The 25,529-nt window shown below is 53.3% G+C and carries 33 protein-coding genes; 16 read left to right on the top strand and 17 right to left on the bottom strand.

Going from position 1 to position 25,529, the window contains the following annotated elements; translation table 11 throughout:
• The first annotated feature begins 270 nt into the window (after nt 1–270).
• Nucleotides 271–1,458: an efflux RND transporter periplasmic adaptor subunit gene (locus M2407_RS04735; protein WP_020826365.1), complete on the top strand. Its 1,188-nt coding sequence runs from the start codon at nt 271–273 to the stop codon at nt 1,456–1,458.
• A 22-nt stretch (nt 1,459–1,480) separates the two neighbouring features.
• Nucleotides 1,481–4,624, top strand: a complete 3,144-nt coding sequence (gene sdeB, locus M2407_RS04730) for a multidrug efflux RND transporter permease subunit SdeB (protein WP_116690743.1) — start codon at nt 1,481–1,483, stop codon at nt 4,622–4,624.
• 229 nt (nt 4,625–4,853) lie between these two features.
• On the opposite strand, the gene M2407_RS04725 is transcribed toward sdeB, so the two are convergent.
• From M2407_RS04725 to hinT, 9 genes are all read right to left on the bottom strand, one after another.
• Complete coding sequence (locus M2407_RS04725; RefSeq protein WP_020826363.1) at nt 4,854–5,339, bottom strand: Rrf2 family transcriptional regulator; 486 nt, start codon at nt 5,337–5,339, stop codon at nt 4,854–4,856.
• 292 nt (nt 5,340–5,631) lie between these two features.
• Nucleotides 5,632–6,168 carry a glycine zipper 2TM domain-containing protein gene (locus tag M2407_RS04720; RefSeq protein WP_169534192.1) on the bottom strand — a complete coding sequence of 179 codons (537 nt, stop codon included), beginning with the start codon at nt 6,166–6,168 and terminating at the stop codon, nt 5,632–5,634.
• A 358-nt stretch (nt 6,169–6,526) separates the two neighbouring features.
• The gene (locus M2407_RS04715; RefSeq protein WP_020826361.1) at nt 6,527–7,831 is read right to left on the bottom strand and encodes an NAD(P)/FAD-dependent oxidoreductase; all 1,305 of its coding nucleotides are present in this window, start codon (nt 7,829–7,831) and stop codon (nt 6,527–6,529) included.
• Nucleotides 7,832–8,163: 332 nt separating this feature from the next.
• Entirely contained in the window at nt 8,164–8,706 is a 543-nt protein-coding gene (gene ycfP / locus M2407_RS04710) for an alpha/beta hydrolase YcfP (RefSeq protein WP_020826360.1), read from the bottom strand.
• A 72-nt stretch (nt 8,707–8,778) separates the two neighbouring features.
• Nucleotides 8,779–9,798 carry a beta-N-acetylhexosaminidase gene (gene nagZ, locus M2407_RS04705; RefSeq protein WP_128864256.1) on the bottom strand — a complete coding sequence of 340 codons (1,020 nt, stop codon included), beginning with the start codon at nt 9,796–9,798 and terminating at the stop codon, nt 8,779–8,781.
• Nucleotides 9,799–9,946: 148 nt separating this feature from the next.
• The gene (gene thiK, locus M2407_RS04700; protein WP_128864255.1) at nt 9,947–10,822 is read right to left on the bottom strand and encodes a thiamine kinase; all 876 of its coding nucleotides are present in this window, start codon (nt 10,820–10,822) and stop codon (nt 9,947–9,949) included.
• A complete protein-coding gene (gene lpoB / locus M2407_RS04695; RefSeq protein ID WP_020826357.1) occupies nt 10,803–11,387 on the bottom strand; it encodes a penicillin-binding protein activator LpoB in 585 nt (194 codons plus the stop codon). The genes thiK and lpoB overlap by 20 nt, the downstream gene beginning before the upstream one ends.
• Nucleotides 11,388–11,414: 27 nt before the next feature.
• The gene (locus M2407_RS04690; protein ID WP_020826356.1) at nt 11,415–11,804 is read right to left on the bottom strand and encodes a YcfL family protein; all 390 of its coding nucleotides are present in this window, start codon (nt 11,802–11,804) and stop codon (nt 11,415–11,417) included.
• Between the two features lie 12 nt (nt 11,805–11,816).
• A complete protein-coding gene (hinT, locus tag M2407_RS04685) occupies nt 11,817–12,167 on the bottom strand; it encodes a purine nucleoside phosphoramidase (RefSeq protein ID WP_020826355.1) in 351 nt (116 codons plus the stop codon).
• 242 nt (nt 12,168–12,409) lie between these two features.
• On the opposite strand from hinT, the gene M2407_RS04680 reads away from it, so the two are divergent.
• Entirely contained in the window at nt 12,410–13,315 is a 906-nt protein-coding gene (locus tag M2407_RS04680; protein WP_187962709.1) for an ABC transporter substrate-binding protein, read from the top strand.
• Here M2407_RS04680 and M2407_RS04675 read toward each other — a convergent pair.
• Complete coding sequence (locus tag M2407_RS04675; protein ID WP_075207786.1) at nt 13,312–13,689, bottom strand: helix-turn-helix domain-containing protein; 378 nt, start codon at nt 13,687–13,689, stop codon at nt 13,312–13,314. The genes M2407_RS04680 and M2407_RS04675 overlap by 4 nt on opposite strands.
• 98 nt (nt 13,690–13,787) lie before the next feature.
• Here M2407_RS04675 and M2407_RS04670 point away from each other — a divergent pair, with 98 nt between their 5' ends.
• Complete coding sequence (locus M2407_RS04670; RefSeq protein ID WP_046373906.1) at nt 13,788–14,534, top strand: SDR family oxidoreductase; 747 nt, start codon at nt 13,788–13,790, stop codon at nt 14,532–14,534.
• 56 nt (nt 14,535–14,590) lie between these two features.
• On the opposite strand, the gene M2407_RS04665 is transcribed toward M2407_RS04670, so the two are convergent.
• Nucleotides 14,591–15,109 carry a nuclear transport factor 2 family protein gene (locus tag M2407_RS04665; RefSeq protein ID WP_130015543.1) on the bottom strand — a complete coding sequence of 173 codons (519 nt, stop codon included), beginning with the start codon at nt 15,107–15,109 and terminating at the stop codon, nt 14,591–14,593.
• A 155-nt stretch (nt 15,110–15,264) separates the two neighbouring features.
• Between M2407_RS04665 and M2407_RS04660 the strand changes: the two genes are divergently transcribed.
• Both M2407_RS04660 and M2407_RS04655 read left to right on the top strand, forming a co-directional pair.
• Nucleotides 15,265–16,176, top strand: coding sequence for a LysR family transcriptional regulator (locus M2407_RS04660; protein WP_259216855.1), 912 nt, complete (start codon nt 15,265–15,267; stop codon nt 16,174–16,176).
• A gap of 360 nt (nt 16,177–16,536) precedes the next feature.
• On the top strand, nt 16,537–16,812 hold the full coding sequence (locus M2407_RS04655; RefSeq protein WP_116690748.1) for a hypothetical protein: 276 nt from the start codon (nt 16,537–16,539) through the stop codon (nt 16,810–16,812).
• A gap of 49 nt (nt 16,813–16,861) precedes the next feature.
• Here the strand turns inward: M2407_RS04655 and M2407_RS04650 are convergent, their stop codons facing one another.
• Nucleotides 16,862–18,166: an Nramp family divalent metal transporter gene (locus M2407_RS04650; protein ID WP_020826348.1), complete on the bottom strand. Its 1,305-nt coding sequence runs from the start codon at nt 18,164–18,166 to the stop codon at nt 16,862–16,864.
• Nucleotides 18,167–18,395: 229 nt separating this feature from the next.
• Here M2407_RS04650 and mntR point away from each other — a divergent pair, with 229 nt between their 5' ends.
• Entirely contained in the window at nt 18,396–18,866 is a 471-nt protein-coding gene (mntR, locus tag M2407_RS04645) for a manganese-binding transcriptional regulator MntR (protein ID WP_020826347.1), read from the top strand.
• Nucleotides 18,867–19,013: 147 nt separating this feature from the next.
• Here mntR and M2407_RS04640 read toward each other — a convergent pair whose 3' ends face one another.
• From M2407_RS04640 to M2407_RS04625, 4 genes are all read right to left on the bottom strand, one after another.
• The gene (locus tag M2407_RS04640) at nt 19,014–19,523 is read right to left on the bottom strand and encodes a hypothetical protein (RefSeq protein WP_142815469.1); all 510 of its coding nucleotides are present in this window, start codon (nt 19,521–19,523) and stop codon (nt 19,014–19,016) included.
• 498 nt (nt 19,524–20,021) lie between these two features.
• Entirely contained in the window at nt 20,022–21,137 is a 1,116-nt protein-coding gene (locus tag M2407_RS04635) for an HNH endonuclease signature motif containing protein (protein ID WP_259216853.1), read from the bottom strand.
• Nucleotides 21,138–21,241: 104 nt separating this feature from the next.
• Nucleotides 21,242–22,240 carry a tyrosine-type recombinase/integrase gene (locus tag M2407_RS04630; RefSeq protein ID WP_259216852.1) on the bottom strand — a complete coding sequence of 333 codons (999 nt, stop codon included), beginning with the start codon at nt 22,238–22,240 and terminating at the stop codon, nt 21,242–21,244.
• A complete protein-coding gene (locus M2407_RS04625) occupies nt 22,237–22,563 on the bottom strand; it encodes a hypothetical protein (RefSeq protein ID WP_259216851.1) in 327 nt (108 codons plus the stop codon). The genes M2407_RS04630 and M2407_RS04625 overlap by 4 nt, the downstream gene beginning before the upstream one ends.
• Between M2407_RS04625 and M2407_RS04620 the strand changes: the two genes are divergently transcribed.
• Nucleotides 22,562–22,819: a hypothetical protein gene (locus tag M2407_RS04620; protein WP_259216850.1), complete on the top strand. Its 258-nt coding sequence runs from the start codon at nt 22,562–22,564 to the stop codon at nt 22,817–22,819. The genes M2407_RS04625 and M2407_RS04620 overlap by 2 nt on opposite strands.
• Before the next feature lie 149 nt (nt 22,820–22,968).
• On the opposite strand, the gene M2407_RS04615 is transcribed toward M2407_RS04620, so the two are convergent.
• On the bottom strand, nt 22,969–23,271 hold the full coding sequence (locus M2407_RS04615; RefSeq protein WP_115182678.1) for a helix-turn-helix domain-containing protein: 303 nt from the start codon (nt 23,269–23,271) through the stop codon (nt 22,969–22,971).
• 87 nt (nt 23,272–23,358) lie between these two features.
• Here M2407_RS04615 and M2407_RS04610 point away from each other — a divergent pair, with 87 nt between their 5' ends.
• From M2407_RS04610 to M2407_RS04575, 8 genes are all read left to right on the top strand, one after another.
• Nucleotides 23,359–23,625 carry a DNA-binding protein gene (locus tag M2407_RS04610; protein ID WP_259216849.1) on the top strand — a complete coding sequence of 89 codons (267 nt, stop codon included), beginning with the start codon at nt 23,359–23,361 and terminating at the stop codon, nt 23,623–23,625.
• 9 nt (nt 23,626–23,634) lie between these two features.
• Nucleotides 23,635–23,847 (top strand): hypothetical protein, encoded by a 213-nt coding sequence (locus M2407_RS04605; protein ID WP_259216848.1) that lies wholly within the window; start codon nt 23,635–23,637, stop codon nt 23,845–23,847.
• Nucleotides 23,844–24,116, top strand: a complete 273-nt coding sequence (locus M2407_RS04600) for a hypothetical protein (protein WP_259216847.1) — start codon at nt 23,844–23,846, stop codon at nt 24,114–24,116. Before M2407_RS04605 ends, M2407_RS04600 begins: the two co-directional genes overlap by 4 nt.
• 274 nt (nt 24,117–24,390) lie before the next feature.
• On the top strand, nt 24,391–24,591 hold the full coding sequence (locus M2407_RS04595; RefSeq protein WP_259216846.1) for a hypothetical protein: 201 nt from the start codon (nt 24,391–24,393) through the stop codon (nt 24,589–24,591).
• Nucleotides 24,588–24,809 (top strand): hypothetical protein, encoded by a 222-nt coding sequence (locus tag M2407_RS04590; RefSeq protein WP_259216845.1) that lies wholly within the window; start codon nt 24,588–24,590, stop codon nt 24,807–24,809. Before M2407_RS04595 ends, M2407_RS04590 begins: the two co-directional genes overlap by 4 nt.
• Entirely contained in the window at nt 24,806–24,955 is a 150-nt protein-coding gene (locus M2407_RS04585; RefSeq protein ID WP_259216844.1) for a hypothetical protein, read from the top strand. Before M2407_RS04590 ends, M2407_RS04585 begins: the two co-directional genes overlap by 4 nt.
• A gap of 9 nt (nt 24,956–24,964) precedes the next feature.
• The gene (locus M2407_RS04580; RefSeq protein ID WP_310445526.1) at nt 24,965–25,258 is read left to right on the top strand and encodes a TraR/DksA family transcriptional regulator; all 294 of its coding nucleotides are present in this window, start codon (nt 24,965–24,967) and stop codon (nt 25,256–25,258) included.
• Nucleotides 25,209–25,496, top strand: a complete 288-nt coding sequence (locus tag M2407_RS04575; protein WP_259217341.1) for a hypothetical protein — start codon at nt 25,209–25,211, stop codon at nt 25,494–25,496. Before M2407_RS04580 ends, M2407_RS04575 begins: the two co-directional genes overlap by 50 nt.
• Nucleotides 25,497–25,529: the final 33 nt, after the last annotated feature.

Here is a 25,529-nt window from a genome sequence, read left to right as displayed (position 1 = left end):
TAAATCCGCTGCCCGATGTCATTACGTTGCAGCAGTTTCGCACTAAATGCAATTTTTATTATTGCATTTAACGGAGGGGCACTTCTATAATCCACCCAATTAATGTAACCGATATTGATACATTAATGTGACAACAATGTGTTTCAAAACCTAACCGTTGCGCCGATGACGGTGCAACCGCACTGCCGTCGGCCCCAGGCCAGAGTCGTTACCCGGATAACAGGGCCGGGTGTATGGCCTGATCGTGCTTACCCACTGGAAATAAAAAGAATGCCAAGCCAGCCAAACTCATTGTTCCCCTCTCCAGGCCGTCATAACGCCATCGGTTTCGGCGCACGCCTCTCGGCGATTGCGCTGCTGGTCACGTTGCTGGCCGGGTGTGATAACAGCGCCGCCAAGAATGCGGCCCCCCCGCCGCCTGCCGTCAGCGCCGCCGACGTGGTAATCAAACCCATCAGCCAATGGGATACCTTTAATGGCCGAATCGAAGCGGTGCAAAGCGTGCAGTTGCGTCCGCGAGTTTCCGGCTATATCGACAAGGTGAATTACACCGAAGGCGATGAAGTCAAGAAAGGTCAGGTGCTGTTTACCATAGACGATCGTACCTACCGCGCCGCGCGCGAACAGGCTCAGGCAGAACTGGTGCGGGCGCGCAACCAGGCCGCGCTGGCGCGCAGCGAATCCAGCCGTACCGAGAAGCTGATTGGCAGCCAGGCGATTTCGACCGAGGTATGGGAACAACGTCGCTCCTCCGCCGCACAGGCACAGAGCAACGTTTTAGCGGCCCAGGCCCAGTTCGACATGGCACAGCTGAATCTCGACTTTACCCGAGTGATCGCCCCGATCGACGGTCGCGCCAGCCGCGCCATGATCACTGCCGGTAATCTGGTCACCGCCGGCGACAGCGCCAGCGTGCTCACCACGCTGGTCTCGCTCGATAAGGTGTATGTCTATTTCGACGTCGATGAAGCCACCTTCCTGCGGTACCAAAACGATGGCCGACGCACGGCAAAACTGCCGGTGAAGGTCGGGCTGGTGGGCGAAGACGGCTATCCGCATCAGGGCGTGGTGGATTTCACCGATAACCAACTGAACGCCGGCACCGGCACCATTCGTATGCGAGCCCTGCTGGAAAACGCCGAGCGCCGCTTTACGCCAGGGCTGTTTGCACGGGTGCAGATGCCCGGCAGCGCCGTGTTCAACGCCATGCTGATTGACGACAAGTCGGTAATGACCGATCAGGACCGCAAGTTTGTTTATATCGTCGATAAAGACGGCAAGGCGCAGCGCCGAGACATCGAGGTCGGCCGCGTGGCTGACGGACTGCGCATTGTCCGCAAAGGCCTGTCTGCGGGCGATCGGGTGATCGTCGACGGTATGCAAAAAGTGTTTATGCCGGGCATGCCGGTTGCAGCAAAAACCGTGGCGATCAACGCCGATGCTTCCGCGCTTAACTAAGCCCCAGCAGGAATTCTGAGCCATGGACTTTTCCCGTTTTTTCATCGACCGACCGATTTTTGCCGCGGTGCTGTCGATCCTGATTTTTGTCGGCGGCGTGATTGCCATCCCGCTGCTGCCGATCAGCGAGTACCCTGACGTCGTGCCCCCCAGCGTGCAGGTACGCGCAGAATACCCGGGCGCCAACCCGAAAGAGATTGCCGAAACGGTTGCAACGCCGCTGGAAGAAGCGATCAACGGCGTCGAAAATATGATGTACATGAAATCGGTAGCCGGTTCCGACGGTGTCCTGGTAACCACCGTCACCTTCCGCCCGGGAACCGATCCTGACCAGGCACAGGTGCAGGTACAAAACCGCGTTGCGCAGGCCGAAGCGCGCCTGCCGGAGGATGTGCGTCGCCAGGGGGTAACCACCCAGAAGCAATCGCCGGCCCTGACGCTGGTGGTGCATCTGGTCTCCCCTTCCGGCAAATACGATTCACTGTACCTGCGCAACTACGCCACCCTGAAGGTCAAGGATGAACTGGCTCGTCTGCCGGGGATCGGTCAGGTACAGATCTTCGGTGCGGGCGAATATGCGATGCGCATCTGGTTGGATCCGAACAAGGTCGCTTCACGCGGGCTGACGGCCTCTGACGTGGTTACCGCCATGCAGGAGCAAAACGTGCAGGTTTCCGCCGGCCAGTTGGGGGCGGAACCTATGCCGACCCGCAGCGATTACCTGCTGTCGATCAACGCGCAGGGCCGCCTGCAGACTGAGGAAGAGTTCGGTAATATCATTCTTAAAAGCGGCGACAACGGCGAGATCGTCCGCCTGCGTGACGTGGCGCGTATTGAAATGGGTTCCGGCAGCTATGCGTTGCGTGCCCAGCTCAATAATAAAGACGCGGTCGGGATTGGTATCTTCCAGGCACCGGGTGCCAATGCCATCGAACTGTCCAATGCGGTGCGGGCCAAAATGGCCGAGCTGTCGACCCGCTTTCCGGACGGCATGAGCTGGGAATCGCCGTACGACCCTACGGTGTTCGTGCGCGATTCTATCCGCTCGGTAATAGATACCCTGCTTGAAGCGGTGCTGCTGGTGGTTCTGGTGGTCATCCTGTTCCTGCAGACCTGGCGCGCGTCGATCATCCCGCTGCTGGCGGTTCCGATCTCAATTGTCGGCACCTTTGCTGCGCTCTATCTGTTGGGTTTCTCGCTCAATACGTTGAGTTTGTTCGGGCTGGTGCTGGCCATCGGTATCGTGGTCGACGATGCCATCGTGGTGGTGGAAAACGTCGAGCGTAATATTGAAGAAGGTCTGTCGCCGCTGGCGGCAGCGCATCAGGCAATGCGCGAAGTCTCCGGCCCGATTATTGCCATCGCCGTGGTGCTTTGCGCCGTGTTCGTCCCGATGGCGTTTCTTTCCGGCGTTACCGGCCAGTTTTATAAGCAGTTTGCCGTCACTATCGCCATTTCGACCGTAATTTCCGCCATCAACTCGCTGACCCTGTCACCCGCATTGGCAGCGCTGTTGCTCAAACCGCACGGTGCGCCGAAGGACATGCCGTCACGCCTGATTGATCGGTTATTCGGTTGGCTGTTCCGCCCGTTCAACCGCTTCTTTGCCAACAGTTCGCAACGTTATCAGCGTGGGGTTTCACGTGCGTTAGGCAAGCGTGGCGCGGTATTTGTGGTGTACGTGCTGTTGCTGTGTGCCGCCGGGGTGATGTTTAAAACCGTGCCGGGCGGATTTATCCCGACTCAGGACAAACTTTACCTGATTGGCGGGGTGAAAATGCCGGAAGGTTCGTCACTGGAGCGTACCGATGCGGTGATCCGCAAGATGAGCGCTATCGGCCTGAGCGTCGACGGCGTAACCGATGCAGTCTCCTTCCCCGGTTTGAATGCGTTGCAGTTCACCAATACGCCCAACACCGGCACCGTGTTCTTTGCGCTTGAATCGTTAAGCACCCGCACCCGCAGTGCGGCGCAGATTAACGCCGAAATTAACGCCAAGATTTCACAGATCCAGGAAGGCTTCGCCTTCTCGATCATGCCACCGCCCATTCTCGGCATCGGTCAGGGCTCCGGGTATTCACTGTATATTCAGGATCGTGCCGGTCTGGGGTATGGCGCGCTGCAGACTGCGATCAATACGATGTCGGGTGCCATCATGCAAACGCCGGGCATGGGCTTCCCTATTTCGTCTTATCAGGCCAACGTGCCGCAGTTGGACGCAAAAATTGACCGCGACAAGGCCAAGGCGCAAGGCGTACCGCTTAACGCATTGTTCAGCACGCTGCAGACCTACCTTGGTTCGTCATACATCAATGACTTCAACCGCTACGGTCGCACCTGGAAAGTGATGGCCCAAGCTGATGGTCAGTTCCGCGACAGCGTGGAGGATATCGCCAACCTGCGCACCCGTAACGATAAAGGTGAAATGGTGCCGATTGGCAGCATGGTCAGCATCAGCACCACCTACGGCCCGGACCCGGTGATCCGCTACAACGGTTTCCCGGCGGCGGACCTGATTGGCGATGCCGATCCACGGGTGTTGTCATCGTCACAGGCAATGAGTGAACTGACCAGCATGGCCAATAAGCTGTTACCGAACGGTATGAACATCCAATGGACCGACCTGAGCTACCAACAGTCAACCCAGGGCAATGCGGCGATTATTGTGTTCCCGGTGGCGGTACTGCTGGCCTTCCTGGCATTGGCGGCGCTGTACGAAAGCTGGACGCTGCCGCTGGCGGTGATCCTGATCGTGCCGATGACCATGCTGTCGGCGCTGTTCGGCGTCTGGCTGACCGGCGGCGACAACAACGTGTTCGTCCAGGTAGGGTTAGTGGTATTGATGGGGCTGGCCTGTAAAAACGCCATTTTGATTGTCGAGTTCGCCCGCGAACTTGAGCTACAGGGCAGAAGCATCATGGAAGCGGCGCTGGAAGCCTGCCGTCTGCGACTGCGGCCGATCGTGATGACCTCTATCGCCTTTATCGCCGGAACCATTCCCCTGATCCTGGGGCACGGCGCCGGGGCCGAAGTGCGCGGCGTCACCGGTATTACGGTGTTTGCCGGCATGCTGGGCGTCACGCTGTTCGGGTTGTTCCTGACCCCGGTGTTCTACGTGACCCTGCGTCGTATGGTCACACGTAAGGCTCGTCAGCAAACGGCCTAATCTTCCGTTTGTATCAGCCATAAAAAAGCCCGGTTTAAACACCGGGCTTAGTCTGATGACAAACACCCGAAAAATGGGATTTTCGGATGTTTGAGGTAGTTCAGAAGACATAATTCTTTGTTTTTATTCGTCCCAAGAGCAGATTTTTTAACGGCAAAGGACTTTGTCAGCCATAAAAAAGCCCGGTTTAAACACCGGGCTTTTTCTTTGTTTTAGCGTTTAGCGTGATTTATTTTTCCGCTGTCTCTGCATCCTGACCGGCACGCGCCATATATTCCGCACAGGCACGCTTGTCGCCCCGCTCCAGCTCGGCCAACGCGTCGGCTACCGTATGGCGCGCCAGTACTTCCAGCGACGCTTCTTCCGCTTCGTTTACCACCGACTTGAAATACCAACAGGCATTGGCGCTGACCAGGCAGCGGGCCGGCACTTCCGGCCGGGCGGCCCAGATGCGCTTATCGTCAATCACGGACAGGTAAATATCTCGCAGGGTGATCTGCTCCACCGGGCGCCCCAGGTGAATCGAACCATTACGGCCGAGGGTAGAAACGATGATGCCATTTTTGGTCAAGGGCACCATCAGCTTGCGGATAAAACTGGGATTGGCTTCCAGACCGGCGGCAAGGACCGCGCTGGTCGAACGCACGCCCAGCTTTTCAGCCACGGCTACGCTAAGTACCATTTGCAACGCTGTCGGAAAGCGAAAATCTAACATGTTTTTATCTCTGTCTCCGGGAAACCCAATTCTCAGGTTTGGCCGGGGTGGCATCACGCCACAACACCCGCTCAATTGCACAATAATATAACAAACACTGTTGCACTATTGAAGTTATGCCCGGATAAATCGCACGGATACATTAGTGCGGGAAATAGCGTCAGTACTGGCCTGACGGCAAAACGGCGGGGAGTAAATAGACAGAAACCCGCGCCAATATTAATGCCGCTCGCTTAACTGAGTTAAACGATCAGAACTAACACTGTTCGCGGGTTTAATTCTTATCGGGCGATCAGGCTTTGTTCAGCACCAGCTGGCCGCTTTTATCCAGCGGGATCTGGGTGCCGGGATCGTGATCCATGCGGATCTTGCCCTGCTGATTGCCAATCTTGTAGGTCACGTCGTAACCCAGCATTTTCTGTGATTTGTCGTAGACCGTTTTACAACGCTGCTGCGTGCTGGTGGTGGTGTCGTTATTCTGCATCGCCCCCTGCACCTGGTTACCGGCATAGCCGCCGCCCAATGCGCCGACGACCGTCGCGACGTCACGTCCACGACCCCCACCGAACTGATGACCGATGACGCCGCCGGCGACCGCACCCAGCACGGAGCCGGCAAGACGATTCTCGTCCTGTACTGGCGCACGGTGAGTGACGGTCACATTGCGACATTCCTGACGCGGGGTCTTGATGGTTTCTTTGATCGGCGTGGCAGCGAGTACCTGCGCGTATTGCGGACCGGAAGAGAAAACGTCAAGACTGGCAACCGCAGCAATACCCAGAGCGGCTGCAATACCAATACCCACACCGGCTAACATTGACTTGTTCACAGGAAATCCTCCTGAAAGTGTTACCACGCATTTGTACCGGGGACTTTACCGACATTGCACCGCGCTTATTATTTTGCGCATTGGCGGCACGTGGTATTCCGGTTTACGGCGTGCGCGACGCGCCGTCTGTAAACGAGAGAAAGTCTGCACAATGTTCCAGAACCTCGCAATAAGACAATGTGACCAAAAATGCCGGAAATCCCACTTACCCCCAGTGTTTAGGAGGATTCTTAAGACTTTTACCCATAACGACGGGACATTGTGCTGAATAATCAGCTGCTGCCTCCCCGTTCTTGCGGCTGTAGGCATAAAAAAACCCACGCGGGCGAACCGGCGTGGGTGGTCGATAACGGGGCGGTTAGTGCATTTTCAAACGCGGGCGGATCACCCGGTTAATGCCGCCAACCAGCATCATCAGGCCGGTTTTGATGTAGCCGTGCAAAGCGACCTGGTGCATACGGTACAGCGAGATGTAAACAAAGCGCGCAATGCGGCCTTCCACCATCATCGAGCCGCGCATCAGGTTGCCCATCAGGCTGCCCACGGTGCTGAAGCGGGACAGAGACACCAACGAACCGTGGTCTTTATACACGTACGGCTTCAGCGTCTGGCCGTTCATCAGCGCCAGAATGTTGGTAAAGCAGCGTGATGCCATCTGGTGCGCCGACTGGGCGCGCGGCGGTACAAAACCACCGCCTTCTTTCGGGCAGGAAGCGCAGTCGCCGATGGCGAAAATGTTCGGATCGCGCGTAGTTTGCAACGTTGGCTCTACCACCAGCTGGTTGATGCGGTTGGTTTCCAGCCCGCCGATGTCCTTCATAAAGTCCGGCGCCTTGATACCGGCCGCCCACACCATCAGATCGGCATCAATAAATTCGCCACCTTTGGTATTCAGGCCGTTGGCATCCGCGCTGGTGACCATGGTGTTGGTCAGCACGCGCACGCCCAATTTGTTCAGTTCCTGATGTGCAGCAGCCGAAATACGCGGCGGCAGCGCAGGCAGAATACGCTCGCCCGCTTCGACCAGCGTCACGTTCAACGCACTGTTGTCCAGGCCTTCAAAACCATAGCTGTGCAGCTGTTTCACAGCATTATGCAGCTCGGCGGACAGCTCAACGCCAGTGGCACCGCCCCCAACGATAGCGATATTCACCCGCTCTTTTTGCCCCGGCTGCGCCGAGAACTTGAGGAACAGGTTCAACATCTCGTTGTGAAAACGTCGCGCCTGGTGCGGGTTATCCAGGAAGATACAGTGATCTTTTACGCCAGGAGTGCCAAAGTCGTTCGAGGTACTGCCCAGCGCCATCACCAGAATGTCGTAAGACAACTCGCGCTCAGGCACCAATTCGCCACCCTGCTCGTCGCAGATTTGCGCCAGGTGCAGCGTTTTGGTTTCACGATTGATGTTGGTCAGCGAACCCAGTTGGAAACTGAAAGAGTGATTGCGCGCATGCGCCAGGTAGCTCAGCGCGTCAACGCCATCATCAAGGGAACCGGTTGCGACTTCATGCAGCAAAGGTTTCCACAGATGGCTGTGGTTACGGTCCACCAGCGTGATTTCAGCTTTATGCTTACGACCGAGTTTATGGCCCAGGCTGGTCGCCAGTTCCAGACCACCGGCGCCACCACCCACGATGACGATTTTTTTCTTTGGCGTTGTCAAAATAACCCCCTAAATGTGAACCAATTGTTGCCCAAGGGTAAAGAAATAATATCCTTAGAATACATAGGGTTCGCGTAAATTAAACCTGCTATCTAAAGCCAGAATAGCATGGGGGGTTATTTGGTAATACCAAAATTGATGTACATCAAACTTTTTTGGTTAAAGGCTGGACGAAGGGAAATTTTGAGGATTGTGATTCAAATAGTTAGCGCTGGGTCACAGTTTCAAATTTTACCGTCCAACGGGCCAAACGGCGCTTTTTGACCGCGAAATACCGCAATGTCTGCCTGTAAAAAGCAAGCATTGCGGCGACATCGCGCGTTATAAAACTGTTAAAGCAGGGTCTTGAATGCCTTGATACGTTGCAGGTGAGGCGAGATATTTTTGAACTTGTGCGTCTGCTGTTCATCCCAGACGATTTCATAGTATTTGTGCAGCAGTTCCGCACTGCGCTGGCTGTCCAACACCTCGTCGTGGCGGGAAAGCACCGCCAGGCAGCGATCGCGATTTTTCTCGCGGAAGTCTTCGACACACTTGGTGGCGATGTCACGGTACTCTTCCGGCCGGTCGATTTTGCCCTGCATATGTTCTTCAGGATACAGATTGGGGTTGAAGATCACCTGTCGGATGCCGCACAGAAAGCCAATACGTTCGGCCCAAAAGCCCCCCAAACCCACCCCACAGATCAGCGGATGTTTATCCCCTTCCTGCTGAACCGCCTTGTCCACCTCTTTCAACAAATGCTGCATGTCATGGCGTGGATGCAAGGTGCTGTAGCTGATAAAGCGCACGTCCGGATCGATAAACTGGAGCTGTAACACCTTTTCATGATTGCCGGGACTGGTTGAATCGAAGCCATGTAGATAGATAATCATGTGGATCCTCGCAACAAGCTGAGGGCCGCGCCGCAGCCCTCATCGTTTACGCCGTATTACGACGCCCTGGGTTCACCCCGCATTACGCTGTTTGTGCTCCTCCCAGCGTTCGCTGAGCGCATTCAGTTCCTTATGCGCCTGCTGCCAGCGCGCAGAATCACGCAGCGCCTGACGGGTGAACTGACCGCGATGATATAACTGCTTCACCCTGTCTGCTTTGACCGGGAACAGGTTATCCAGCACGCTGACCGCCCCTGCGCGGTTATTGCACACCAGGATCATGTCACAGCCGGCATCCAGCGCCGCCTGGCCACGTTCGGCATAACTGCCCATGATCGCCGCCCCTTCCATTGACAGGTCGTCCGAGAAAATGACGCCGTCAAAGCCCAACTCCTGACGCAGGATCTGCTTTAACCAATAAGGGGAGCCGCTGGCCGGACGCGGGTCGGCTTCAGTATAGATGACGTGCGCCGGCATTACGGCGTCCAGCAGTTGACGGTTAATCAATTCGCGGAAGATCGCCATATCATGTTCGCGGATCTGCGCCAGTGGACGTGGATCGCGCGGCGTTTCTTTGTGCGAATCCGCGCTGACGGCACCGTGCCCCGGGAAATGCTTGCCGGTGGTTTTCATACCGGCACTGTGCATGCCCAAAATGAACTGCTCAGCCATCACCAACGCCTGCGTTGGATCGCTGTGGAACGAGCGTTCACCAATCGCGGCGCTGACATGGCCAATATCCAGCACCGGCGCGAAGCTGATGTCGATATCCTGCGCGATCATTTCCGCTGCCATCAGCCAACCGGCCTCCTGCGCCAGACGCTTGCCCTCATGGGCAGAATTCAGGGCGGCAAATGACTGTGCCGCCGGCAGGCGGGTAAAACCTTCGCGGAAACGCTGAACGCGGCCGCCTTCCTGATCCACCGCCACCACCAGCCGATCGTGGGAAGCCTCGCGGATTTGCCGCACCAGCTCACGCAGCTGCTGTGCATCGTGGAAATTGCGGGTGAAGAGGATCAGGCCGCCCACCAGCGGGTGTTTTAAGATCTCACGTTCTTCTGCGTCCAGCTCATAGCTGGCGACATCTAACATTACTGGGCCCACGGCCACCTCACTTCATTATTCATTTATACCTGTCTACTTGAAGCTGCCTCTTTGTTGGCTGCGCCTGCACGCCCCAGTCACATAGTTATCTATGCTCCTGGGGACTTACAGACTGGCCGCCTCAATGCAACTCCAATTATTTTAGGTATAGAACATGGGATGTTAAACAAAAACGTCGGTGCAACACTGCGCCCCAGCGCAAAAATTCAGGATCGCCGGTCTGTTGCCAGCGCACTTCAAACCAGAGCAGCATCAGGTAATCCACCCACGGGAGCCAGCGCTGAACCTGCCTGCGCAGCAAGGGCAAATCAAGGTAACCGATGCGAGCATAATGCTGCAAAAATTGCTGTCGGCGCGCGGGTGACCAGGCGTTACTGCAAAACAGCGCGGCGATGTCTAACGCAATATCGCCGTCTGCCGCATACTCCCAGTCAATCAGCCGCAGATTTTCGCCCTGAACGATCAGATTACCCGGATGAACATCCATATGCAGCGGCGCCAGTTTCAACGGCGTTGGTGTGCGGCGGTGCTGAAAGTGTTGATGCAACCGCAGCCAGGCCGGCGTCAAACGCCGACCATCCAATTGCTGCCAATAACGGGCAAATTGCCGAGGCAGGTTCAACGGGTAGCCGCTGGGAGGTTGCCGATGCAAACCGGCCAGCAACGCCGCCAAATCGCCCTGCTCATTGAGGCGAGAAAAATCCGCATCTGTGACAACGTCACCATCAAGCCACTGCAGGATAATCCACTGATTATTTTGCACTAAAACCTGTGGCCCAATGTCCTTCCCACGGCGATGCAGCATCCGCGCCTCGCGCCGACGGCTGACGCCCAGCGCACTTTTCTCTGGGCTTTGCTGACGCGCCAACAGATGTACACCTTCGCCTTCAATACGCCAACTTTCACCGGTCAGGCCCTGCACCGGGCTGAAACGACAACCGGCGGTTTTCACCGCCGGCAGTTCGTTCTCAATCAGTGCTAGCAACGTGGCTTCAGTGTTTGACGGTGCCATTGCCTGACCAGACGATTTCACCGGTTTGCACCAGCATCAGTTGCATATCCAACGTTGGGGACTTCACGTCGCCACTGACGTCGCTGTACAACACGTACTGTGCACTGACGATCCGCGCCAGACCAATGGCTTTGCTGCGTGAACCCAGGCTGTCATCCGCCGACAGGCCCAGCGTCTGTTTGGCACTGACCAACTGCGCTTCCGGCACGATGGAGAAGGTTTGATTGGATGCCAACGCCTTGTGCAGTGCCGAGGTCGCTTTCGCCGTCTGCAATGCGCCGTTGGTGTTGTTCTTCACGCTGTCGAGCAACAGCACGCTGCCTGGATTGACGCCATCGGCTTTCAGCATCTGGTTCACCAGCGGCTGTACGCTGCCAAGCCAATCGAGCTGCTGAATTTTCGGCGGTTGCGGTACCGGCTCGCTAACCGGCGGTTGTGGCTGCTCGATCGGCGGCGTTACCGGCTCAACCGTCACCGGCGGCTGCGGTTGCTCCGGTTCCGGCGGACGCGATAAACAGCCGGTTAACGTCAACGCGGCCAGCGCCACAAATAGATACTTTTTCATTAATCCCTCTCCCACTGAACCAAGAGTTTACAAGAATAGATACAGACGCACGCGTTTGGCATCGAGGTTGCCGTTAAGCGAGTAAATAGTGGCGTCTGAATTTGGCGCAATAGTGATGGTGCGCGGCGCCTCAAAAGGCCGGATATCCAACCCCTGATCGTCATACCAGTAAAAACGATAGTGTACCGTTACCGGTGTGGATTGGCTGTTACTGAGTTCCGAGGTAGCCATCACGCGCCCGGAAGCGTCCGAAATCGACGGATTGTCGGCCAGAATGCCCGCGGTCAGCACCGGCGAATCCATCACTACCGTCTGTCGGTCGTTGACCGCGATGCCTTTCGGGCTGCTGCAGCCCATTAAAATAACGGCGGGTAACGCCAGCGCCATCAGACAACGCAGGGATTTGCTATAGCGCATGATTGACCTCGGTTAGCGTGACAGCAGCGGCCCCAATGAACGGCCACCGACCAGATGCATATGAATATGATAGACCTCTTGGCCGGCATGGCGATTGCAATTGACTATCAGACGGTAGCCATCTTCGGCAATGCCTTCCTGCTCGGCAATTTTTGCCGCGGCGGTGATCATGCGGCCGAGAGCCGCTTCGTGCTCGACAGTCACGTCGTTAATCGTAGGGATCAGCACATTCGGGACGATCAAAATATGGGTCGGAGCCTGAGGTGAAATGTCGCGAAAAGCGGTGACCAGTTCATCCTGGTAGACCACATCAGCAGGGATTTCGCGGCGGATAATTTTACTGAAAATCGTTTCTTCGGCCATCTGGCGTTCCTTGTAGAGGGAAAAAAGCTGTACGCAGTATGAGTGACAAATTCTACTGCTTTCAACCTGATTGCGCACTTTCCGCGTTGAGTGATGCAGAATCAGGCAACCAGCCAGAATAATTACGCCGTTCCGGGCAGCGCATATCCGATTTTTTCACTTTGGTTATTCACTATTGTTGCTTTACTTGGCCGCGGCCGCCGCCAATAGTAACCCTATGATTAGCAACGGATAGAAATAACATGCAATTCAAAACACTGGCGCTGGGGGCGCTGTTGCTGTGCGGCCATGCCGTGGCTGAACCCCAAAGCATTATCGATCTGCAAGCCAACCAACAACATGTGCGAGCGGCGAAGAACCCGGCTGCCATCGCCTTGATCCCAGCCAATTACCCTTTTGCCGTGCCGGGCAAGTTAACCATCGCGGTGGCGTCTGAAAATTCCCCGCCGCTGGCGCTGTTTGCCGAAGACAATAAAACGCTGATTGGCAGCGACCCGGATATTGCACAACTGGTGGCAGACAGCTTGGGGCTGGAATTAAATCTGGTGCCCACTTCCTGGGAGGATTGGCCACTCGGGATCAGTTCCGGCAAGTATGACGCCGCAATTTTCAATATTGCCGTGACCAAACTGCGCAAAACCAAGTTTGATTTCGCTACCTATCGGGTGGATACGCTGGGTTTTTACGTAAAATCCACCAGTAAAATCAATTCAATCAATCAACCCGCAGACGTTGCCGGGCTGCGAATCATTGTCGGTTCCGGCACCAATCAGGAAAACATCCTGCTCGGCTGGGACAAGCAGAACCGCGCCAACGGCCTGCCGCCGGTGCAACCGATTTATGTCACCGACGACGCTGCCGCCAACCTGAGCATTCAGTCCGGGCGCGTCGACGCCTACTTCGGTCCCCATTCCACCGGAGCCTACAAGGCGGCGCTGACCGGCAAAACCAAAATGGTTGGCATCGGCCCTAACGTGGCCTATGTGGCGGTCACCACTAAAAAAGACAATGGCCTGGTGGCGGCCATCAACGCCGCCATCAATGGGGTGATCGTCAGCGGCGAATACGCCCAGGTGCTGGATCGCTGGGGTGAGCACGATGAAAAGGTCCCGCGCTCAGCCATCAATCCGCCGGGTATCGGCGACTAATCCTCAATTAACTGGGGTGCGTGTGTCCGCATCCAGTTAGCCAAAGAGTCGAGCGTCGGGCGCAGCGTTTTGCCCAGCGACGTAATTTGATATTCAACACGCGGCGGGACCTCCGGAAACACCTGCCGCGTGACCAGACCGCGCTGCTCAAACTGTCGCAGTTGGCGCGTCAACTCTTTCTGAGCAATCGGCGCTACCGCACGTTGCAGTTCACTGAAACGCACCGGGCTGTCGATCAAGATCAATCGGTAAAGGATGGGAATCGCCCACTTCCCTGCAACCAGATTCACGAAGTCCACCATCGGACAAGGTTCGCCCGCTGTCGGCAACCCGGCTAAATTTTTTTCCGTAGCAGAAAGCCCAGCTTTGCTCATTTCATCCCTCTTCGCCCGTTAGTATCCAAAAGGTGCCTACTATGCAAAGGATACTATAGCGCAAATAATGGCCGTATCGACAATAACAGGAGTGGGCTATGTCACGACTACAAGGCAAATACGCGTTGATCACCGGCGGCACCAGCGGCATTGGTTTGGAAACGGCGCGTCAGTTTATCGCCGAGGGGGCCACCGTGGCGATCACCGGCCGCAGCCAAAGCGGCCTCGAGGCAGCTGGAAAAGAACTGGGTGACGTGTTGCTGTTACGCAGCGACGCCGGAGATATCGCTGAACAACGTACATTGGCGCAGCAGTTGGCCAACCACTGGCCGCGCCTCGACGTGCTGTATATCAACGCCGGTGACGTCACGCACCATCCTTTGCAGGAGTGGGATGAACAAAGTTATCAGCGACTGATGGACATCAACCTGAAGGGGCCGTTCTTCCTGATCCAGGCGCTGCTGCCACAGCTGGCTAATCCGGCGTCGATTATTTTGTGCGGCTCGGTCAGTGCACATATCGGGCTGCCGTTAAGCAACGTTTACGCCGCCAGCAAGGCCGGGCTGTTGTCGCTGGCCCGAACGCTTTCCGGCGAACTGCATCCGCGCGGCATCCGGGTTAACGGCCTCAGCCCCGGCCCGACAGAAACCCCGGCGCTGGGCAAGCTGGGGTTAAATGATGCCGATGAACAGGCCCTGCGCGACGAGATCCGCGCTCTGGTGCCTATCGGCCGCATGGGTACGGCATGGGAGCTGGCAAAGGCGGCAGTCTTCCTGGCATCGGATGAGTCCGCCTTTATGGTGGGCAGTGAGTTGCTGATCGACGGTGGCGTAGGGAATCTTTAGTCGTGTTGATAATCTGAAAATAAAGACCGCTCTCGCGGTCTTTATTGAATAATTACTCAGCCCACTCCCTGAATAGGGTTGGTGTTAAATGTATAAACTACAATTTTCCAATGCCCCTGCTGTTTTTCTAAAATAAAGACTTCCCGATTCAAATCAATTAGCGTTGCGCCATCGCTAATTCGACTAACCGTCGCCCCACGGTGATGGTGAGTACGCACATAAGCCATATTGCCGTTAACGCGAACGCTGTCATAGGCGAATTCTGTTTCAAACTTCTCTTTCTTAAATAAGTCGTCATATTGCTGGCGGCGTTTTTCGCTAGTGTCCGCGGTTGGCTTTTCATTCCATTGTGAGTAACTCTCACTCGCGAACAACGATAAAATAGTGTTGGTATCACCCGCATTAAGCGCAGTCTGGTAGCGATTTATCGTATCGTAAACGGCTTTTTGTTCCGCCGCTATACCAGCATCAGCAGAAACCTTATAACTTTGATGCGCCAGATTATTTTCAGCCGCGTAGGCTTGAGTGAACAAAACTGGCCCCACCAGCAATAAAGCAGCGATTATTTTTTTCATTGAACATCCTTAACATATTATATTTAACCATGCGGTAAATTACGTCAGCATTAAACGACAGATGATGAAAATAATTTAATCAACTTCGACCCTGATTGACAGTGGGCAAATTTAAAAATATTCTTTTAAAAATTTAAATAATGGACGTAGCCAAAATGAATGAATTGCACGCCCTGCGCGTTTTCTGTCAGGTAGTGGAAATGGAAGGGTTCAGCCAGGCTGCAACTAAACTGGGTTTATCACCCGCCAGCATCACTTACAGCATTAACCAGCTCGAGAAGCAGTTTCAACAGCCGCTTTTTAAACGTTCAACCCGCCGTTTTTCGCTGACTGCGGCCGGTGAGCGCTGCTATCGTTCGGCGCAAGAGATATTGCAGCAGTTTGATCGACTGACGAACGATATGTCGGATGAATTTGAACAACCCCGCGGCGCCTTGCGCGTTGAGATTGCCTCGATGCTCAGCAGTATGCATATCGCCCCTGCACTGCCGGCATTTCTGGCACAGTATCCGGAAATACAGCTCAGCGTGTCGGTAAGCGATCGGCTGGTCAATCCGGTAGAGGATCGTGCAGACGTGTTTATTCGAATCGGTGCCAACGATGTTCCGGATATGGTCAGCCGCAAACTATTCCAACCGCACTACCTGTGTTGCGGTTCAAGTGTCTATTTTGACCGTTATGGCCGGCCGGAACACCCGCAACAGTTGCAACAACATGTGCGGCTTGGTTTTATCCGCTCAGGTGAAGCAATGGCAGATCCGTGGCAATTTATTCGTAACGAGCAAGTCTATCAACTGCCCCCCAGCCCACTGCTGAGTTTTAATCATTCGCAGTCTTTATGCGAAGTGGCCAAAAACCATCTCGGACTGGTCTATTTGCTGGATTGCACGTTAGAAAGTTACCTGCTGGCGGGGACACTGGAGCCGGTCTTACAGGAATGGGCTCCCATTGGCGCCCCCGTCAATATCCTTTACCCACGGTTGCGCGACCGCAGCCATAAAATACGCGTATTCGTCGACTTTATCAGCACGCTTTTTTCCGGGAAGCAAGAAAAGGGATCGGCGTAATCTGAGGTAAAAAACTCAATGAGATGAGGCGGATAACTACGCCAACCCTGCCTTTTCTACCTTAAATGAAAGGTTAGGCCATAAAACCGCTTGCAGGATCTTGAACATTATAAACATGCGAATTATTTCTCATGAAACAGTTTTACATGTCCGCTTAGAAATGAATGATTCCGTTTACATCAACGCCACCGCAGCCGCTGGAAGCCAGGCCTAGACTGTATGAACAGGGCGTATTGCGGATCCCAAACCGCCAGCCGTTAGTAGACTGACTTAAGGCTATCCCTCCCCCTCAATTGTTTATCACTGATAACGCTATGGCCAAGCCACCGTATGCCATACGCATTAAAGGACATTGAGATCATGAAAATGAAAGTCGTTACTCATGCAACACTGGTCATCCTGCCTCTGTTGTTAAGCGGGCTCGCGCGGGCCAACGATCAAACCATTCCCTGGGCGGAAAATACCGGCGGTGTGGAGTCTAATCATATTGCTGCCGTTGGCCAAAACCTGAATGCCGCTCACCAACAGGTCACCAAGACTCAGGAAGGCGTATGGGCGGCAAATACCGGCAGCATCTCCGACGATGAGAAGGCTCTGACCCAGGGACAAAACCCAACGCCAAAAACGACGCCTTAACGGGAACTCGCCGTTGCCAGGCCGTGACACTGGGTTGCACGGCTTGGTATCAGCCCAGACCGGGAATGGCGACACCGAAGGTTTGCAGCAGCAGCACCATATTGAGCAGAATAATAATCACCGTACCGATGATCGACACCAGGCTGGTCAGGCGACTATTCACGAACTCGCCCATGATGTCGCGGCGACGCGTGAACATCACCAGGGCAATCATCGGCGCCGGCAGCGCCAGGCTCAATACGACCTGGCTGTAAACCAGTGCGTCGGTGGCATTAACCCCCAGCGCCACCACGATGAACGCCGGCACCATGGTGACCATGCGGCGTACCCATACCGGGATACGGAAACCGACAAAGCCCTGCATGATCATCTGGCCTGCCATCGTCCCCACTACCGAGCTGGAAATGCCGGAAGCAATCAGCGACATCAGGAAGATACCCGCCGCCGCAGCGCCAAACAGCGGCGTCAGCGTATGGTAGGCGGTGCCAATCTCCGCCACGTCGCTGTTACCGGCATGGAACGCGCTGGAGGCCATAATCACCATGGCAATATTCACCAGCCCGGCGACAGATAAGGCAATCACCACCTCAATATTGGAAAAGCGCAGCAGTTTACGCCTTTCACCACTGTCACTGGCCGGCGCACGGTGCTGAGTCAGCCCTGAGTGCAGGAAGATGGCGTGCGGCATCACCGTAGCACCGATAATCCCCACCGCGATGGTCAACGCCTGTGCATCCGGCAACTGCGGCGTAACCATGCCCATACCCGCCGCAGCCCAGTCCACCGGTACAATGAACATCTCGACCAGGTAACACAGGGCAATAATCGCGACCAGGCCGCCGATCATCAGCTCTACCGGGCGGAACCCCTTTTTCTCCACCATCAGCAAAGCGTAGGTAATGACCGCGGTCACCCCCATTCCCGGCAACAGCGGCATATGGAACAGCAAGGCAAGCGCTATAGCCCCGCCGAGGAACTCCGCCAGATCGGTTGCCATCGCCGCCACTTCACTGAGCAGCCACATGCCGATCACCACCGGGCGCGAAAATTGATCGCGGCACATCTCTGCCAGATTGCGTTGAGTGACGATACCCAACTTGGCCGACAGCGCCTGGAACAGCATGGCGATCAGGTTGGCCATCACCACCACCCATAGCAGGCTATAGCCGTATTTCGAGCCTGCCTGAATATTGGTGGCGAAGTTACCGGGGTCCATATAAGCAATGGAGGCAATCACCGCAGGCCCGGCGAACAGCAGCGGCGTGAATGCGCCACGCTTGCGCCCGGCAAGCGCGTTACCTATCGCCGTATTGGTTCGTTCGGTTAACGATGTGGTGGTTGCCGCATCACGCATGGTTTACCCTCAATCTTTTTCTGGTTATTTTTCACCCAACACTCTCAGCAATGTAGCATCGGCTACACTTTATGCAAAATGGAAGATACCCTACCTTTGTGTACAAATATTTCTAATTTCCACCCAATGCGTCTGGCGAATTGATAATGCGTCGCCTTTGGACTAACGTATGGCGGAACTGCATTAATCTGCAACTCACTGGATTTACGTTTAAAGGACGTCTCAGAATATGGCAACAAGCGCACCAGATGACGCCGACCGCCCCGTCGTGGCCGAAATGCCAGACGAGGCTGAACATGCCCTGCGCTTCACCCGCGCTCGTGAGGCGCAGTCCAATGCGCTGATTGAAGATTATGTCGAGCTGATAGCCGACCTGCTGGTCACCACCCGCGAAGCAAGAACCACCGATATCGCCAAACGTTTCGGTGTGTCGCACCCGACCGCGATCAAGAACATTGCCCGGCTGAAGAGTGCAGGTCTGGTGGAGTCACGGCCTTATCGAGGGGTTTTCCTGACGGAGGAAGGTGAACAACTGGCGCAGAAGGTACGCCGTCGTCATCGGATAGTGGTCGACCTGCTGGTGTGTCTCGGGGTACCGAACGAAACGGCGGAGTTGGACAGCGAAGGGATCGAGCACCACATTTCCAGCGACACCCTGGCGGTGTTTGAACAGTTCCTGCAAAAACACGCGGAAAAATAGCGCCTCCCGGTTGTTGCTGCCTCTTCAGGCTTAAAGAACCCTGGCTGCGCCGGCGGCTTGAGATACAATAGGTCTTTCACCCAGTGAGAAAACGCTGGGTGAAATGCAGAGGCTGGAATACTCAACTTCTACATTTGACCAGCAGTGCTAAGGGGAAGTCATTGCATACATGACTACCGAACCAAGGGCATTGTTTCTCTTCTCTACAAAGATCTCGTTATCGAACGCATAGTTACCCGCTGGATGACATATTCTTATGTTCGTCCCCAGGTCCGGATCGTCAACATCGGCGCCAGAACAACTTTTCCTGCTGCCTTCAGCATAAGAGTAAGCCGCCGTGTAGGTCACTACCGGCCCTGGCAGCAGGTAGGTCATGGTGATTAATGCCATAGCAAAGACAAAGAACAAAACAATGCAGGCCCCGCCATAAAACTTGAGATAATCAATGTGCTTATTGCTTTTTACGGCGCCACGGCCAATAACGTAAATTGAAATAAACAAAGCCAGTATCATCGCTGCAACGATCATATAGCGCGTTGTCGAGACACTGAGAAAAGTAATGCGGTAAACCTCTCTATGCCACCACATCACTCCATACACCAACCCTAAAAAAGCGATGGTCGCAGAAAAGAGAAAAGGATAAGAATACTTTTTCACGCTCCAAAATCCTTCTGGCAGATCACCTACTCATTGAAGTAAAACCATTATCTTTGTTGGCACTGCCACATGCAATCATCCCGACGGGGTTACACCACGTTGGTAGAAAATGGCCTTCAGAGATTTATTTAAAAGCCAATAAAAAAGGGAGGCTTTCGCCGCCATATTAGCGCGAATAAAAACAATCAGTTACAGCAATATCAGTGAGTTAGCTACTTGTAACTGCCTGCCTAAAATGGGTATAGCGTGGGTGTTTGGGTCAATTTGTGGATCATGCCCTTAGCTGTATTAGCTCAGACTTGGGCTGACATTGTCACAGTACAGAGCTTAATCTAAGCTAACAAGCTAGTCCTGTGCCAGAAGCGGACCTAGCCCACCTTTTTTAGATGGCCAAATTTACTATGCCACTACAACCTTTCGTTGAGCTGTCTAGCAACTTCTTACTGCTCAAAAAACAGGCTTAATGTGGTATATCTTCCGTTTTCCGAGTGAACCCCATTAAGCACTTCCTGCTCTATAGATTTCCCAACGATTATAAAGGTTTTCAGCCTTGAGGGGATTACGTGTTACAACTTTGCGCCGGTGGAGGGGGCGAAGGTCAGGGTCGCTTGCAAGTACAGCATCACAAAAGATCATTTCCATCGTGACTGGGTCGATAACGCAAAGATTATCATCGAACAATTTATGAAGATCACGGCGCAGGAAAATACCATTAAGATAGCTGGCTCCGCCTTTGCACGCATGGGGAACCAGATGCGCAGCTTCGCAACGGAGATCGCTGGCCCCAGTCAATACACAGATCCCATAACAGTTATAAGCCACATCTTGTCTGAACTCGTCTTGATTTTTACGAATACGAGTCTGCGTTATTGCGCCATCTTCATGGGCGCGATCCTGAACCAGCTCACGCTCAGTATTACGCGGATATTTGAGCAGGAATTCCCATTCGGGATTGGCCTGCGGCCAGAAAGCGCGGTCTTCTTGCTTCAGAACGCGGCGGAATTTTCGTGCTTCGGCATCGACGCCAATCCTCAGTGTTTCGAATGCATCCCGGACACTGGCAAAAGGCTGGAAATCTGCACCGGAATACAACCGACGAACCAATACAGGATCGATCTGATGCTTCGGGTCTGGATTTTTATGAATATAACCAGCTATCTGCCCTGCGGCATTTTCAGAGGGCTTCGGGGGAAACTTGGCCAACATTTCCTCACGGCTGAAGGCGATCTTCCCTACTCCACCCAAATAAATACGGGATAAAATGAATTTGCCATTAACGATAAAGAAGGCCCAAAAGGGAGGGGCTTTAATGCCATCGGGTTCGGAATAGTAAAAGTGAGTCATGCCGGATTGGCTATGCGCTTTATGTGCAACGACAATCGGCCAGCGGTCACGATAACGCTGCCACATATAAACCATCGCCTGATCAATTTCTTGTTGCCTAGAATTGCCTTGCATGATGCGGACTTCTTCAGCTCTATCCGCAACCAGGATCATGGTTTCTTCTTCGGTTTTTCCCATCTTCAGATGAAAACTCATCAGTTCGCGAAGTTTTTGCGAACCCATGCCACCATCCTCGACTTCCATTTTCTCCATCATTTTGACGATGCGCATAATCAATCCACCCTATCCTCAACCACTTTTACATCAACAACAACCAAACGTTCTCCCCCGGAATTGTGGATACATACAAGCCTTCTTTAGACACTTCAATATTATCAGGCATGGATAACGCTTTCCTTTACGTTTACAAGTGGGTTAAATCTCACCGCGTCTTCCAGGTAATCCGGCGCAAAGTGTGCATAAACCATTGTTTGTAAAATACTTGAGTGTCCTAAAATTCGTTGCAGTGCCAGAATGTTGCCGCCGTTCATCATGAAGTGACTGGCAAAGGTATGGCGCAGAACATGAACGGCCTGCCCTGCTGGCAAGCCAGGAGCAACCTCTTTGATACGCGTCCTCACATAGGGATAATTGAGATCGGTAAATAACGGCCCAGCCTTGATACCAGCGGTAATCTCTTTGCAAAGTTCAATTGAGATCGGGACAGTTCTATTTTTGCTGTTCTTGGTGTTGAGGTAAGTCGCCTTACTGCCGATCACTTCTTCCCGCCGAAGTTTGACCACTTCCCCCCAGCGTGCGCCCGTTGCCAGGCAAAGCTTTACGGCTTTTAGGTGGTCGCCTTCCAACTGGCCTAACAGTTGCTGAATTTCGTCATGGGTCAGAAAACCCATTTCCTGATCCGGCAGCTTAATTTTTTTCATCTCTTTGAGCGGGTGCTCTCCGTGATAAAGCCCCAGCTCAATGAGAACGGAATACACGCCGCCAAGCTTTTCCTGATCGAGATTGACGGTCTTTGCCTTTCTTCCTTCCGCGAGGCGGAGTACACGATAATCGGAAAAGAAAGGCCGGGTGATCTGGCAAGCCTTCGGGTTGCCCATTTTGGCCGCCATCACCTGCAATTTATGCTCTATCTTCACGCCATCTTTTAGGTTCTGGCCGTGATGCTTAAACCAAAGGTTTATCAATTCCGTTAAGGGCCGTTGGTCGGCTGGTTTGTCTACCCAGTCTTTATTATTTTGCGTCGCAATAACCCAACGTTCATATTGTTGCGCCTCGGACTTAGTTTTAAATTTCTTGCGAACACGCTTACCCGTCCGCCCCTGGGGACGCACGTCCACCATATAGCCTTCAGCGCCGAGCGATTTAATACTCATAGGTCTGTTTTGGCTGGATCAGAGCGTTGCTCACTGAGTTTCTCGAGCACTGATGCTATCTCCTCCGGCGAAGTGTTGGATGAATCAACCATTTTTATTTGGCCATTTTCGAAGTACTCAACCCGAAATTTTTTCCCTCGCTTGATAAAAGCAACCAGCACACCAATAACACCGGTTGCTAAGGGGAGAATTATTTCTACATACTCTGTGTGAATAGTAGAGAAATGTAATGAGCTGCGTTCAACCTGCACCCCAGCTCCATCGAAATCGTTTTTCAATTCGGTTACACTATTGCTATCAGAAAAGCAACGGAGTATAGACATGAGACTGTTCATCCTCGCTGAAAATTTATCGTTCATTCAAAGAGTAAAGCTGCTTGAACCGCTATTTTTTGGCGCTATAACGCTTCTCTTCGGGAAAAACCTAGTTATTAAGTTCAATCTGTCACCATCCGATCGTCATCCAAAAAATAAGATCTTAGATACCACTGAGTGGACACTGCCGGATAGTGGGGTAACATTCCTGACTAAAAGCGATCTAACCAAACCATCCTCTCCACTGTTTGAAGACGATAGGTAACAAAGCCCAGTCAACGATCGATACAAAAGTTATGCCTAAAACTCACTCTAGTTAACGCCTTCACCCTGATTAATTTTAATACTCATCCCAAAGATTCCTTTCGAAACAAATTCCGCCCTTACCCCAAGAATTCCTTATACGCCAAGCAATTATCCAGCCCTCTGCCCTCTTCGGAAGTTGGATGTGCTTTCGGGCCCATCAGGGGAGAGAGCAGGTGAAATCTGTCCGATTTCCGGCGCGACATCCCCTGTCACCAACCACATTGCATATTTTTTGAAGCGCTGATGCTGGGTGATCATTAAGAGAAACTCACTTCCAACACTCTTGATGCGATCTGTTTCGTATCGCTTCAAATTGCCTGCGGGAACCCCCGTTAATACTGAAAATTCTTCTCGACTTAATCCTTCAGCCTCACGGATCTCACGAATTTTTGAACCTATGTTGGTTGACATGGTAATTATTTGTACCCATAATTCAGTTAATGGTACGGATACGTACCCTATACAATAGAAAACAGCGTGATCTCAAAGGGTATCATTATGAACAAAAACCGACAAAAAAAGGTGATTGGGGTAAGGGAAAACCAACTGCCGGCTGATTATCCATTTGGTGATCTGTTGGAAGAGTCGATCTCTGACTACGCCATGCGCATCGGGAAAAACAAGCAAACAATCCGTACTCAGGCGGACACTGGTGCTCTGCCTATATTGCAAGCACGGCCAGGCGCAAAACGTCGCGTAAACCTGTACGCCATCTATCTGAATGCCAAGCGTCACGCTGAGAAATTTGTTGAACAAATGAGTTGAGGCAGAAAAATGCGACCAAGCGAACATGCCATCACCAAAATTAGTCGTAATTCATCACGCTATCGCGGTTTTGTTATTACTCGCCGTCCGCGCACTGTTGTAACGCTTTGCGCCAGGTATGAGATAAGCCAAGGCGATCAGTCTTACGGCCTGTTCGATGCACAGGCACTGGCAACGGATTACATCGACAAACTTCACGCACAACAACAGGTGGCAGCATGAAACAGGCTTACACCATTTTGGTCGACGATCTGCTGACGCAGTACCACACAAAGGCTGCCAACATCAGCGCAGCCAGCGCTATCGCCCCGGTAGTGCGGGCTGTTTCACTGAATGACCATGTATTCCGTTTGAGTGTTGGCCTCACTGGCTTATTTAGTGCCGCGGAAGCCGCAGGTGATGGAGTGGCTGCTGCGGTGATCGATAGCTTGGTGTCACGTTGCAACAATGGCGATATCCCATCCCCACGCGAAACACAGCGTTTCGCCTGATTGCCGGGTTGCCCGGCTCTATCTGAGAGCGCATCCCTTCCATTAACGTGTGGGCGATAGGCGTCGTGGGGTGCGCTCTCAGATAGGTAATAAGCATCCGATCGCGCCCTTATAAAAGAATGGGCTGCATATATCGGGTAATTACCTTCAGCATGAGCCGGCATGGGTAAAAACCGGCATATATTAGTTGCTTACTGAAATATATAAACCACTCGAAATAACAAATGCTGCCTTCTGGTGGCGGGTTTCCTACATCCTGAATTCAGGGGGTTTTATGAACGATGTTGCGTTAATGGAATTACTAACAGAAGCCCGCCGTGCATCGCGGCTACAACTGTTGGAGCTGTTGAGCACTCGGGTTGAACGTTTGGAAGCCGACAATGCTTCCCGCGATCAAATTCTTTCCATGCTGAAAAGCTGGATAAGCGCCCGTCAAAATGTTGGGGCCAGTAAATCTCAGGGGGCCGCACTGTGATAACGCTTGCTGGCACCCCTGCCAAACCTGACGTCTACCGCAAAGCCATTTCTTTATTAGCTCAGTTTCGCCAAGGCAATCGAGTGTTTCGCCGTATTAAGCCACACGGCTACCTAAAAATAGATATCGGTTATCGCTGGCGCTTGCTGAGTAAAAACGGTGGCAAAGATTGGCGGTTAATGACTCACGAAACTTACAACGTGGAGTACCGAAAATGACGGGTTTAGGCCTGGCCATCACTATAGCCAGCATCTGGGCTGTTATCGCCTTTGGTCTGGTTGGCTTATTTATCTACCGCTATTGCAAGTTCTGCCGGGTATTTAACCGCCAGTGTATGCAACCAGAAGAACGCAACTACCACTAAGGATGCCTGATGGCGGATCAAATCGACATGGCACAGGAACGGCATCAGCTAATTCTTGACGCTCTAATCAAAAACGCTCGCTCACAGCCTTGCGGGCCTTCGGCACTTCACTGCGAAGAATGTGGCTCATCTATTCCTGAACCTCGCAGACGCCTAATTCATGGCGTCACTACCTGTGTGCATTGCCAAGCAATACGTGAAGCCAAATCCCAGCATATGAAGTTCCAGGGGAGGTCCTCACCACGAAATGAGGATGTTAACGCTGGCTGGATGCAAAAAATCAAACCGAGTAGTACCGAGTGACGCCCGTATGAAAACACACTCCTGTGCCGCGCCAACTGGCGTTTTTACATTCAACTGTAATTCTCGCGATTTTGTTGTTCAACAAAAAGACGTCGCTTACCTCCACCCTTCAACAACTAATGAGGGGCAGTATTTCGTGATGATGCAAAACGGTAAGCAGTACCGAGCTGAAAATCTCGTGGAGATTACAAGGATGATCGGCCCGGGTGAAACAATCAGCGTGAGGAAGAAGCTTTGATCAAATTCACGTTGGTAAAGCACCAGGCCACCA

Source organism: Serratia sp. BIGb0234 (genome assembly GCF_024809915.1).
GTDB lineage: Bacteria > Pseudomonadota > Gammaproteobacteria > Enterobacterales > Enterobacteriaceae > Serratia > Serratia liquefaciens.
This window is presented reverse-complemented; position numbering and strand designations above follow the sequence as displayed.

Coding starts and splice junctions, on each gene's coding strand:
- M2407_RS04665 (WP_130015543.1), bottom strand. CDS start 15,109: ATGAAAAAAATAATCGCTGCTTTATTGCTGGTGGGGCCAGTTTTGTTC.
- M2407_RS04635 (WP_259216853.1), bottom strand. CDS start 21,137: ATGCGCATCGTCAAAATGATGGAGAAAATGGAAGTCGAGGATGGTGGC.
- M2407_RS04575 (WP_259217341.1), top strand. CDS start 25,209: ATGTTAACGCTGGCTGGATGCAAAAAATCAAACCGAGTAGTACCGAGT.
- M2407_RS04675 (WP_075207786.1), bottom strand. CDS start 13,689: ATGAGCAAAGCTGGGCTTTCTGCTACGGAAAAAAATTTAGCCGGGTTG.
- nagZ (WP_128864256.1), bottom strand. CDS start 9,798: ATGTTAGATGTCGCCAGCTATGAGCTGGACGCAGAAGAACGTGAGATC.
- mntR (WP_020826347.1), top strand. CDS start 18,396: ATGGCAACAAGCGCACCAGATGACGCCGACCGCCCCGTCGTGGCCGAA.
- sdeB (WP_116690743.1), top strand. CDS start 1,481: ATGGACTTTTCCCGTTTTTTCATCGACCGACCGATTTTTGCCGCGGTG.
- M2407_RS04725 (WP_020826363.1), bottom strand. CDS start 5,339: ATGTTAGATTTTCGCTTTCCGACAGCGTTGCAAATGGTACTTAGCGTA.
- thiK (WP_128864255.1), bottom strand. CDS start 10,822: ATGGCACCGTCAAACACTGAAGCCACGTTGCTAGCACTGATTGAGAAC.
- M2407_RS04630 (WP_259216852.1), bottom strand. CDS start 22,240: ATGAGTATTAAATCGCTCGGCGCTGAAGGCTATATGGTGGACGTGCGT.
- M2407_RS04655 (WP_116690748.1), top strand. CDS start 16,537: ATGAAAATGAAAGTCGTTACTCATGCAACACTGGTCATCCTGCCTCTG.
- M2407_RS04680 (WP_187962709.1), top strand. CDS start 12,410: ATGCAATTCAAAACACTGGCGCTGGGGGCGCTGTTGCTGTGCGGCCAT.
- hinT (WP_020826355.1), bottom strand. CDS start 12,167: ATGGCCGAAGAAACGATTTTCAGTAAAATTATCCGCCGCGAAATCCCT.
- ycfP (WP_020826360.1), bottom strand. CDS start 8,706: ATGATTATCTATCTACATGGCTTCGATTCAACCAGTCCCGGCAATCAT.
- M2407_RS04615 (WP_115182678.1), bottom strand. CDS start 23,271: ATGTCAACCAACATAGGTTCAAAAATTCGTGAGATCCGTGAGGCTGAA.
- lpoB (WP_020826357.1), bottom strand. CDS start 11,387: ATGAAAAAGTATCTATTTGTGGCGCTGGCCGCGTTGACGTTAACCGGC.
- M2407_RS04670 (WP_046373906.1), top strand. CDS start 13,788: ATGTCACGACTACAAGGCAAATACGCGTTGATCACCGGCGGCACCAGC.
- M2407_RS04620 (WP_259216850.1), top strand. CDS start 22,562: ATGAGACTGTTCATCCTCGCTGAAAATTTATCGTTCATTCAAAGAGTA.
- M2407_RS04690 (WP_020826356.1), bottom strand. CDS start 11,804: ATGCGCTATAGCAAATCCCTGCGTTGTCTGATGGCGCTGGCGTTACCC.
- M2407_RS04735 (WP_020826365.1), top strand. CDS start 271: ATGCCAAGCCAGCCAAACTCATTGTTCCCCTCTCCAGGCCGTCATAAC.
- M2407_RS04650 (WP_020826348.1), bottom strand. CDS start 18,166: ATGCGTGATGCGGCAACCACCACATCGTTAACCGAACGAACCAATACG.
- M2407_RS04600 (WP_259216847.1), top strand. CDS start 23,844: ATGAAACAGGCTTACACCATTTTGGTCGACGATCTGCTGACGCAGTAC.
- M2407_RS04605 (WP_259216848.1), top strand. CDS start 23,635: ATGCGACCAAGCGAACATGCCATCACCAAAATTAGTCGTAATTCATCA.
- M2407_RS04610 (WP_259216849.1), top strand. CDS start 23,359: ATGAACAAAAACCGACAAAAAAAGGTGATTGGGGTAAGGGAAAACCAA.
- M2407_RS04625 (WP_259216851.1), bottom strand. CDS start 22,563: ATGTCTATACTCCGTTGCTTTTCTGATAGCAATAGTGTAACCGAATTG.
- M2407_RS04585 (WP_259216844.1), top strand. CDS start 24,806: ATGACGGGTTTAGGCCTGGCCATCACTATAGCCAGCATCTGGGCTGTT.
- M2407_RS04595 (WP_259216846.1), top strand. CDS start 24,391: ATGAACGATGTTGCGTTAATGGAATTACTAACAGAAGCCCGCCGTGCA.
- M2407_RS04660 (WP_259216855.1), top strand. CDS start 15,265: ATGAATGAATTGCACGCCCTGCGCGTTTTCTGTCAGGTAGTGGAAATG.
- M2407_RS04580 (WP_310445526.1), top strand. CDS start 24,965: ATGGCGGATCAAATCGACATGGCACAGGAACGGCATCAGCTAATTCTT.